This is a genomic window from candidate division WOR-3 bacterium (assembly GCA_039802205.1).
Taxonomy (GTDB): domain Bacteria; phylum Hydrothermota; class Tepidihabitantia; order SM23-42; family JAOAFX01; genus JAOAFX01.
This window is the reverse complement of sequence record JBDRWD010000030.1, coordinates 23,320-29,899: the sequence shown is the minus strand read 5'-3', so window position 1 is coordinate 29,899 and position 6,580 is coordinate 23,320. Positions and strand designations below refer to the sequence as shown.

Here is a 6,580-nt window from a genome sequence, read left to right as displayed (position 1 = left end):
AGAAATTGTTAAGCAGTTTCCGATTGGGTTTAGAATTATTGGATAAGCTGGATTTATCCAAATACCCGTGGCTTTTTTGTTTCAAAAAGTTATGCCCAACCGAAGATTAAAAGTGAGGAGTACTCAGCACCTGTATTCAGGGAATTATGATTTTTATTTTTTGCGGGATGAGAATGATTTCTACTTCTTGGGCTTTTTCCTCTTCTCCATCAATATCCACCAGAAATTTCTTTTCAGCAACTATTTTTAATTTTTGCGCGCGGTAATGATAAAGCTTTTTGTATAATAGATGTCTTGCCTGATAGACAGGTAAAAGAACTTTAGTGATGAATTGAAAGATATTGGTATTTTTGACATAAAGGATTTCCAGATAACCATCATTGAGACAAGCCATCGGCGCAATTTTCATACCACCCCCGAAATATTTACCATTTGCTGCACCGATGATATTAACCATTCCTTCATCTTTAAATAATCCATCAATATAAATTTGAAGGGGAGACGGTCGGTGGATGGCAAGTACCAAAAGGCTGGCGATTAAGAAGGTGGCAAATCCACCTAAATTCTTAGGGATATGGTTGGCAATGCGCACTACATTTCCCCCCAAACCGACATCAAGAACATTGATGAAATGACGATACCAAACACGGGCGTCATCTTTGAAAATGGCCCTCCCAATATCCACGGGTTGCACATTGCCTTTTAAGATTATTTGTAACGCATGATTACAATCAAAGGGGATGTGCAAAGTCCGGCACAGGTCTGAACCGGTGCCGGCGGAGATAATACCAAGAACCGGTAAATTTGCAAGCTTATCGTTCCACTCCATCATCCCATTAATGATTTCGTTTATTGTGCCATCTCCTCCGACACTGATGATTAGATCAAAATTGTTCTTCACAGCTTCCCTGGCAAGATGTTGGGCATGACCACGATACCGGGTCAAGGTGATGAATGGTTTTAAACCGGATTTTGTCAGAGCCATCTGGATATTTTTCAGTATCCTTTGTCCACAATTGGCACCAGCGCGGGCATTAACGATTACCTGGACAGTGCGCCACATTTCAATCCTGTTCGTTAATGTTTTTAAAAAGCATAAAACCAATCGCCGCAAGAATGGCAATCAAGAAAATGATTACCCAGATGTAAATGGAACGACCTGGGAATATATCGAGAAGAATACCACCCAGGAGGGGGCCCAATGCCCAGCCAAAGGTCTGGGATAGGTTGTAGAATGCCAGATACCGCCCCCGATTTTCACTTCGGGCAATCCTTGAAGCATAACTCTGACTCGAAGGGGTGATAACCATTTCGGCAATGGTTATGATCACCATGGTGAAAATAAGAAACGAGAAGTTTTGGGCAAAACCTAAAGTAAGATAACCTATCCCGTAAATCAAAGAACCCACCCACAACGCTTGAAGTTCTTTTTTTTCGGGTATGAGATGGGTGATGAAGTATTGAAATATCACCACCATAAAGCCGTTAATGGAAAATAAAATTCCCAACTGGCTTTTCGTTATTCCGATTCTATTGACCGAATAGATTGATAAAGGAGAGACGAGTTGTCCCCAGACAATAAAAATCGCTAAGGAAATCATGGTAAAGCTGAGAAACTTACGGTCCTTGAGCACCGAAAATATTTCTCTTAAATCAACGGCAATTTTCTTATTGTTGGTATGATTAGGGAGTGTGCTCTCGTCATTTCTTTTTCGGAAATCCCCGGATTCTTTACAAAAAATTTGTAAAACCAATGTGGCAATGAGCATACAGAAGGCGGTTACAAAGAACAGATAGGCATAGTCAATTGTGGCGAGAAGCCCACCAAGTGCTGGTCCTAATGCCCAGCCCAAATTCCCACCCATGCGCAATAACCCGTAAGCTTTGAGTCTTTGATTTTCTCGGGTTAAATCTGCCACATAGGCTTGTGAGGCAGGGATATAGAAAGAGAATAATATGGAATTGAGAAGGAGAAAAACAAAGATCACATAGCCATTATGCCACTTCCCAATGATTATTCCGATGAGTGTGAAGAGCAAAAACCGAGCAGCCAGAGAACGAACCATGATGAATTTTCGACCAAACCTATCGCTTATTTCTCCTCCATAAAGTCCAACAAATGCTCCGAGTATTTGAGCAGTCATTAAGATCCCTCCGACAAGACTCATTGGGATATGAAGGACATTGTTCAGATACAGGCTCATATAGGGCATGGTGACAGAAAAGCCCACCGCACTGATGATGCTAGTAGCGAAAAGCGTCCAGATATCCGAAGGAAAACCGCGGGGCAGGAGATAGGAAATTTTCATCAGTGGAAGTTTATTCAACCTTCAACAACTGGGCCATAGGGTCCCAAAGGGGTAAATGAATTGGTTCCTGCGCGAAGATTTTTTTAATCTCATCCGTTAGATACTTTTTGTTAATGATTACTTCATAAACATAATCGGTGAACCAGTCATCGTACATCGTGTAAAAACCCTGTTCCCCTTCATCGCTTCCATGGCTGTTTTCCACGAGGTATTTCACTGGTTGGTTATTTTTAATATCAACTCCCAAGATGATCATCGCATGATTGGCGTTACTATAGCGATAAAAAATCCTTGTTTCTTTATCCATTTTTAGTTCCGGTTGGAATATAGCATCATAATTATATAATGCAGAACTAAGGATGCCTGTCTTGCGGTCGCTTCCCTTACCAACATCACAGGCGAACCATACTGGTTCATCGTTCAGGATTGATTTCTTGACGAATTCTTTCAACTGAGTAATTTCAACATTTACACTTTGGGGGTTGGGTGAATCATACAGGTTCCGGCAATTATCGAATTCATAAAGGCGATTGAACTCCCTACCCGGATAATGAATTAAAGAAACATAATCTTTTAAATTTATACCAACAAATTCCCGGTAAAATTCAAGAGGTGTATAGGTACGTGTTTCAATAATCTTTCCGTCCTCATCTTCGTAGCGCCAGATAAAATGTTCGGGCGGAGCGGTGAAATGCATGACGAGGGTTTTGTAAACTTGCTTTAGAATTTTTAATTTTAAAGCCCGCAACTCAGTTTCGTCTACCCCTTTTTGTGTCAACGTTCGGAGTGCTTTACTTCCAGCCAAAACTTGCTCATTTATTATTCTATTCATTAACCAGGTATTGCTGGTGGGATGGGTTTCTGGATAGATATCTTTGGGAACCAATCCATATTTTTCCACCAATGCCACAAACCACTGCCAGTAGCCGCCATCCTGGACTCCCTCATCAAGGATTTCAGACAATTCACGGTCCAATAAATCCCGGTCTCTGGTCTGGATAATAAATTCCAAAATAAAATTTGCTTTTTCCAGTTTATCATAGAAAGCAAGATAAGACTGAGAGAACTCAAAATTTTTTAAGTGATATTTCTTTATAACCAGCGGTCTTAAAAGATTTAAACCGGCAAATATCCAGCAACGCCCGGAATTTTGTTGGTCGGTGATACCTTTGGTTTTTATCTTATGCGAGAAGAGGTTATTGTGTTTTTTTATAAATTCCCTGCTTAAGGTCAGGGCATGGAGCTCATTGTTGGTGAGGGCATTCATCAGGGCAGTGTCCGGAGTGGTCAGTTGTAATGAATATTTCAATTCTTTCAATAAATTAGAAGTAATGCCTGTTTCCTTTAGATATTGCCCATAAACAGAGTTGGCAATCGTAAGCGACAAGAAGATGGATATAGTGGAAATATTAAAGATTCTCATGATTCCTCCTTTTTTTAAGAACCGCCCCCTTTGAAAAGCGAGCGAGAAATAAGTAACTTTTCAAAGGGGGCAGGAAGTTTTTTGGACTTATTGAACAAGGATGATTTTCTCAGTGTAGTTTTCTTTCTCTCCATCAGCTTTTACGAAATATATTCCGGCACCGAGTTTCCGATTCTGGGTATCGCGTCCATCCCACATAAAGGTATATTTCCCCGGTTTTAATTTCCCGGTTACTAAATTTTTTATCAAACGTCCAGTTACATCGTAGATGTTCAAAGCGATTTCTTTTTCCTCAGGCACACTAATCGAAATTTTCACACAACCGGTGAAAGGATTGGGTAGAGGAGGATAGAAAATAAGTCGCTTTTCAAGGTTGATATTATCTTGGGCAACTCCCGGGAGATAATCAGTTGCTACCCGCATCATGAAATCATAGGTATACCAGGGATGCCAACCGTAATTGGAGGGTTCGGTCCAGTACCAGAATGCTACACTGTCCCGGGGTATAGTATTATCCATACCGACATAGGGCGAAGTAGGTGAATTAGCGAACCAATGTAGAACCAGCCAGAAGGGATTGGAACTGGTGACGATGATGGGTGGAGAATATGTTTTTACTGCCCAGCCGGTTCCAGCCGGAAAAATCGTTTCAGGTGGAGCAATATAATAACTCGGGTTGAGCCCCGGGAGTCCGGCGGAATCAGCATGAATCGAGATCAGCATGGGTGCGGAAGTGCTGGCATAGAAGCGTGCTCCGGTGATCACAAACGGTGGAGTCAAACATGGTATCATTCGCTGGGCAAACTTATTATCATAATAATTGCTGGAAACATACCCGTAAATATCCAAATTACCATCATCGTAGAGAATCTCGGTGGTGACACTTATGGACTGGCGCAAGGTATCGTTAGCCCGATTATAATCGTCATTGACGGTGGTATAAAAATGGGCGGTATAAGTTTGCGTGATGTTGGGTGTCCACGCTGGGTTCAACCAGATCGTGCTGGATTGTAGAGGATTTAGATATGCTTGTCCGGTTCCGGTATAGACTAAATTATTGCCTGAATCATAAATATTACATACCACAGGAATATTCTCGGCATAACTACCTTGGTTCGCAATCGTTACTCGGGGCGGCCGGGTATAATTGAGGGTCAATTCGCTGAAGGGGAATTCGATGCGGGTAACTGCTCCGTCATGATAGCAGATGCTGCCTTTTTTAAGGGTGTCATTCGCGGGATATTGGTCGCCGGTTAAGGTGGTGATTACCATGGTCGAATATTTGCCGTAAGCAGGAACTGTCCAGTTTGGGGAAAAGGTCAATGTTTGTTCCGCCCCGCCCGGAAGGTTATTGACGGGCATCGTACTCTGGTAGAGTAAGGTGCCAAGAGAATCGTAGATAAAACATAATGTATTAAAACTGGAAGCAGAAGTTCCATAGTTTTTCACGATTGCCTGGGGAGCGATTGATTGTCCAGTTTGGAGAAAATTCCCTGGGACATCAATGCTTTTGACACCAACATCTGAAGTCCAGGGTTCAATGATTCTTATTGCGTAGACCTCACCTCCATTGCCGAATTCCCGGGCATGAACCGCCTTTCCGCCGGCAATTACGAAAGAACCGTCTTTGGAAATGTCAACACTTGTGAGCGAACCCGGTTCATCGATATCATCGAGCAATTGGAATAGTGGAGTTGAAGAAGATTTATTAAAGACAGTAAGCACATCACCAAAGGTGCCTTGATACTGCCCCCAGGATACAGCGGCACCCCTTGTTCCATCAGCCGAGAGTGCACATTCATCCACGAAATCACCGTATTGGGTATATTCCCACAAGGGTGTTGCTGATGAGGAATCATACATCAACACTTTACCGGCATAAGTAGGGCTATACTGGAAAGTCCCTGCCATAATTGTTGCTCCATTATCGGATATCGCTACAGCAGTGACCCAGGGATGGCCAGTATAGTGTTCCCATTTAAGTGTATAATTTACTCCTGTCCAACGGTAAAGATATACCCGGCCATTAAAATGTCCTTTCACGAGATATTTACCATCTCCGGATATTTTGGCAGTAGTCTGACTATAATTATAAAGGGAATCACGACGGGTGCCATCAAGGTTGTAGATATAAGTCGCATAATAAGTGGAGACACACAGGACTGTGCCGTCATTGGAAATGTCAAGTCCATATATGCCATTATTTTGTGAGAAAGTGATAGTCCGAATAGTATCGCCTTGCTGATTGAAAATAAAAAGTTTACCGACATCGGTAGATCTCGCCAGCACCGCGTATACTGCACCATTATCACTTACCGCCACACTCGGACCTTGAGAACAGGTGGCGATTTTGAAACCAGCGGGGAGGTTAAAAAACCATTTAGGTGCATTGATGGTACTGGAAAAACTATAGAAGGGTTCACCAGTAGCCCCTGCCGCAATATCATCGCCCGTCAAAGAAATGCCCACCGGTAGATACCATTCGGTCAAAGGTAAGGGATAATTCCAGATAGGAATTTCGCTGCCCAGTGTGCGATAATGGCTGGTTCTTTTATTATTCAACCACCAGCCCACCTGGGCACACATACCGTTGCCGGATAAAGCCACATGTTCGGCAATGGCATATTGGTGATTCCTATCAACCCAGAGGACTTGTGCCCGGGAACGGTCATAGACGGTTGTCCGAAAAGACGATGGACTGCCAGGACTTGTTGGAGTTAGATATCGCATCTCCTTTCCTTTTACTTCTATATCAATCCCGGCAATGCCATCTTCTTTTAAGGTCCCGCTAAAACCAAGAGCAAAAACAAAAAGAAAAAAGATCGATTTTTGCATATTACCTCCCATT

Annotated in this window: 4 protein-coding genes; all 4 read right to left on the bottom strand. The window is 42.5% G+C overall.

From position 1 onward, the window contains the following. Nucleotides 1-136 precede the first annotated feature (136 nt). Entirely contained in the window at nt 137-1,063 is a 927-nt protein-coding gene (locus tag ABIL39_07410) for a diacylglycerol kinase family protein (GenBank protein MEO0165946.1), read from the bottom strand. Between the two features lies 1 nt (nt 1,064). Then, complete coding sequence (locus ABIL39_07405) at nt 1,065-2,309, bottom strand: MFS transporter (GenBank protein MEO0165945.1); 1,245 nt, start codon at nt 2,307-2,309, stop codon at nt 1,065-1,067. Between the two features lie 10 nt (nt 2,310-2,319). Next, nucleotides 2,320-3,732 carry a C1 family peptidase gene (locus ABIL39_07400; GenBank protein MEO0165944.1) on the bottom strand — a complete coding sequence of 471 codons (1,413 nt, stop codon included), beginning with the start codon at nt 3,730-3,732 and terminating at the stop codon, nt 2,320-2,322. Between the two features lie 87 nt (nt 3,733-3,819). Further along, nucleotides 3,820-6,567 (bottom strand): FlgD immunoglobulin-like domain containing protein, encoded by a 2,748-nt coding sequence (locus tag ABIL39_07395; GenBank protein MEO0165943.1) that lies wholly within the window; start codon nt 6,565-6,567, stop codon nt 3,820-3,822. Nucleotides 6,568-6,580: the final 13 nt, after the last annotated feature.